General features: G+C 44.5%; 2 protein-coding genes and 1 pseudogene. 2 read left to right on the forward strand and 1 reads right to left on the reverse strand.

The genetic code is table 11. The annotated features are described in order from the left end of the window. Nucleotides 1-10 precede the first annotated feature (10 nt). Nucleotides 11-206: pseudogene (locus ACE1AQ_RS04130) on the forward strand (hypothetical protein). A 35-nt stretch (nt 207-241) separates the two neighbouring features. Continuing rightward, on the forward strand, nt 242-1,762 hold the full coding sequence (trpE, locus tag ACE1AQ_RS04135) for an anthranilate synthase component I (protein ID WP_039900045.1): 1,521 nt from the start codon (nt 242-244) through the stop codon (nt 1,760-1,762). Between the two features lie 106 nt (nt 1,763-1,868). Here the strand turns inward: trpE and ACE1AQ_RS04140 are convergent, their stop codons facing one another. Then, nucleotides 1,869-3,125, reverse strand: coding sequence for a type II secretion system protein J (locus tag ACE1AQ_RS04140; RefSeq protein ID WP_110543275.1), 1,257 nt, complete (start codon nt 3,123-3,125; stop codon nt 1,869-1,871). Nucleotides 3,126-3,764: the final 639 nt, after the last annotated feature.

Below are 3,764 nucleotides of genomic sequence, written 5' to 3' on the forward strand. Positions count from 1 at the left end.
TAGGTTCTGTGTGATAAGTTTAATTGACATAGGATCGATCGATCTTTGTGTCCTTTGTGCCTTTGTGGTTCGTTCCACCCCCTCGCTCTTGAGAAATGTATCTTAGAATACATTTTACCCACCAAAGCTGGGAGAGCCCCCACTTCCCCACATCCCCATTCCCCCACTCCCCCACACCGTCAAAATTCATAATTTATAATTCATAATTCATAATTCCTTCCGTTTCCTGAACCATCAAAATATGATCTTCCCCGACTTTGATCGCTTTCGTCAACTCGCCGGCCAAGGTAACTTTATTCCCGTCTATCAAGAATGGATCGCTGACCTAGAAACGCCGGTTTCGGCCTGGTATAAAATTTGTGCCGATCAAGCCTACAATTTTTTATTAGAGTCGGTGGAAGGCGGCGAAACCTTGGGACGCTACAGCTTTTTAGGCGGCGATCCCGTCTGGGTATTGGAAGCGCGGGGAAACACCACCACCCAAACTTTTCGCGATGGTTCTCAAGAGATTTTTTCGGGGGATCCTTTCGAGATTTTAACCCAATGTTTAGCCCCGATCGTACCGGTTAAATTGCCGCAATTACCCGCAGGAATAGGGGGTTTATTTGGTTTTTGGGGTTATGAATTAATTAATTGGATCGAACCGCGAGTGCCTATTTATCCCGCTACCGATGCCGATCTACCAGATGGTATTTGGATGCAGGTGGATAATCTGATTATTTTCGATCAAGTTAAACGGAAAATTTGGGCGATCGCCTATGCCGATATCCGGGGTAAAAATCCCGATTTAGCGGCTGCTTATCAAGCGGCCTGCGATCGAGTGACACAGTTAGTTCTGAAGTTACGATTACCCCTACCAACTAATGCCAAAACCCTAGAATTATTACCGGTTGGTCAGGGAAAAGAATTGGTCTATGAAAGCAATACAACTCAGGAAAAATTCTGTGAAAATGTCCTAAAAGCCAAGGATTATATCAAAGCGGGTGATATCTTTCAGGTGGTTATTTCCCAGCGTTTAAATGCCAATTATCAGGGTCATCCCTTCGATTTATACCGTTCCTTGCGTCTGATTAATCCTTCTCCCTACATGGCTTTTTATAACTTTAAGGATTGGCAGATTATTGGCTCTAGTCCTGAAGTGATGGTTAAGGCAGAACGGGATGAATTAGGTAAAATAAAGGCTACGGTCAGACCAATTGCTGGCACCCGTCGCCGGGGACAAAACTTGAGTGAAGATCAGGCTTTAGCAACGGATTTATTGCAAGATCCCAAAGAAATTGCCGAGCATATTATGTTAGTGGATTTGGGGAGAAATGATCTAGGCCGGGTCTGCGATCAAGGTACGGTCAAAGTGGATGAATTAATGATCATTGAACGTTATTCCCACGTTATGCACATTGTTAGTAATGTGGTGGGGGATTTAGCAACCGATAAAACTGCTTGGGATTTATTAAAAGCTTGTTTTCCCGCCGGAACCGTCAGTGGGGCCCCGAAAATTCGCGCCATGGAAATTATTCATGAATTAGAACCCTGTCGTCGCGGTCCCTATTCAGGGGTTTATGGTTACTACGATTTTGAGGGACAGTTAAATAGTGCCATCACGATTCGCACTATGATTGTTCGTCCCCAAGGTAATCAAAATTATCTGGTTTCCGTGCAAGCGGGAGCCGGGTTAGTAGCCGATTCTGAGCCGGAGAAAGAGTATGAAGAAACCCTCAACAAAGCCAGGGGTTTATTAGAGGCAATTCGCTGTTTAAGTTAGATTTTTTAGGTTGGGAGCCAGTTAAGGGGATTTGGCCATGATTTCCGAGAAGGAATAGGGTTAACTAACCAGGATAACATCAAGGTTACAGCTTATGGCCATAAGTTTAGCGAGGGGTAATAGTTACTAAAACCTGATAGGAGTTTGTCGGACTCGTAAACACTAATAAAACTTGGTTATTATTAAGACTGTTGATGTTTTCAGGTAAAGTGGTGCTATCAGAGGTATATACCTCTACGTTTTGATCCAGATCAATATCATCCCAATCGAAATTAGACATCCCCTCATCCACATCAATCCTAATGCTATCTCCAGCATTTGCCGGAACAGTTATCCCTTGTCCAATAGCAGGGCCTCCTCTATCAAGCCAACGATCCGCTTGGGTACCTGTAGTAACAGAACAGAAGGAACAATTTCCTTGAATAACTTCAGCTTTAACATTTGCTGCCACGGTAAGGATGGGTACAACTGCCTTATCAGTGTCCCCACCTTCAACCGGCAGCTCAAAAGAGGGACCACCACCATCAGGGGGACCATCAGGGGGACCATCAGGGGGACCACCACCATCAGGGGGACCACCATCATCAGGGCCGCCTGCGAGACAAAATATTTCACAAGCCGCTCTGGGGAAAACTCTGGTGCTGACAGAATAGTTAGCTTCATCTCCAGTGGTCATCTCTACCTGAGCCTCGGCATTCAAAATCACTTGATTACCATCCTCGTGAACACAGGCATAAAAACCGTCCACAGCGTTAGGATCGGCGGCGATTAGGTTAAAATCCTCAGGACAATTGGGGTTACTAGCAGCCGCCAACATATCGGTGACGGGGGAAGGTATCCAATCGGAATTAATATCGTAGTTGCCATTTTCGTCCAAGTTCGGACCATAGCGCCACAAGACCCGCGGACCGGTCAAACTATTTTCAGGGTCTTTGGTATAGTAAACGATCTGGTTGGGGAGCAGCAGACGTGGATCGCCGGGATCAGGAATTTGAAAAGCTAGAACCGCTCGCGCTCCTATGGGGACTTGAGTGCTGTTGATCCCAACGTCAGTATCAGCGATAATTCTTGCTCGTCTCACGTCATCTGAAACAAACTCTAGAGTACGATTAAGATTATTTTGGATTTCACTATCGGCATTAGCTCGATAGTTACTTCTGAGCAGGTTAATCAAGCCAATTCCCGACACCAAGACGGCAATCAGCATGATCAAACCCGCCAGTAAAACTTCTGTAATCGTGAAACCCGCTTGCAAAGGACTCTGGTTCGGCAGGCTCACCAACTGGTTCGACAGGCTCACCAACCTAGGGGATTTTTTCTGTAAACTACCTAAGTGATTGATGTACTCTAAATAAAAACGCATGGTCTTAACCCGTCCCAATTCCCATTTTATATACTTCTTAGACACTTGACATTTATTGCAGTCGCAGAGATTTATTAAACCATCGGTCAATCAAGCCGAAAGGGGTTTTCGGAAACCAGTGAAAATTTGCTACTACCTACTTCCTTCACAATTCCCCTAGAAAAATCCCGATCAGGAATATTTTGACCTAATTAACTGTATCACTAAATACAGGATAGACCAAGAAAATCTTCGAGATTGTGATTTAGATCTGATCCGATGAGTGATTTTGATCACAGCTATTACAGCCCTTTCCGAGACGGATCATCCCATGCAATCAACGAAAAGCTTACTGCATAAGCACTTCAACCCTAGTAGTTGTACTTGTGCGATCTGCAAATTGCTCTCAGTACCTAAGCAAAATTAATTACACATCTAAGCCGTCAGCCTTTTGCTGTGATCGGTAAACAGTAATCAGTAATCAGTGAAAAGACAGTAGGAAACTTCTATTGAACCCACCGGCTCTTCTAGGTTCTGTGTGATAAGTTTAACTTATATAGGATCGATCAATCTTTGTGTCCTTTGTGTCTTTGTGGTTCCTTCCACTCGCTCGCTAGGAAGAATGTATCTTAGAATACATTTTGCCCACCAAACCTAAGA

This window comes from Microcystis sp. BLCC-F209 (assembly GCF_041928595.1).
Taxonomy (GTDB): Bacteria; Cyanobacteriota; Cyanobacteriia; order Cyanobacteriales; family Microcystaceae; genus Microcystis.

Coding starts and splice junctions, on each gene's coding strand:
- trpE (WP_039900045.1), top strand. CDS start 242: ATGATCTTCCCCGACTTTGATCGCTTTCGTCAACTCGCCGGCCAAGGT.
- ACE1AQ_RS04140 (WP_110543275.1), bottom strand. CDS start 3,125: ATGCGTTTTTATTTAGAGTACATCAATCACTTAGGTAGTTTACAGAAA.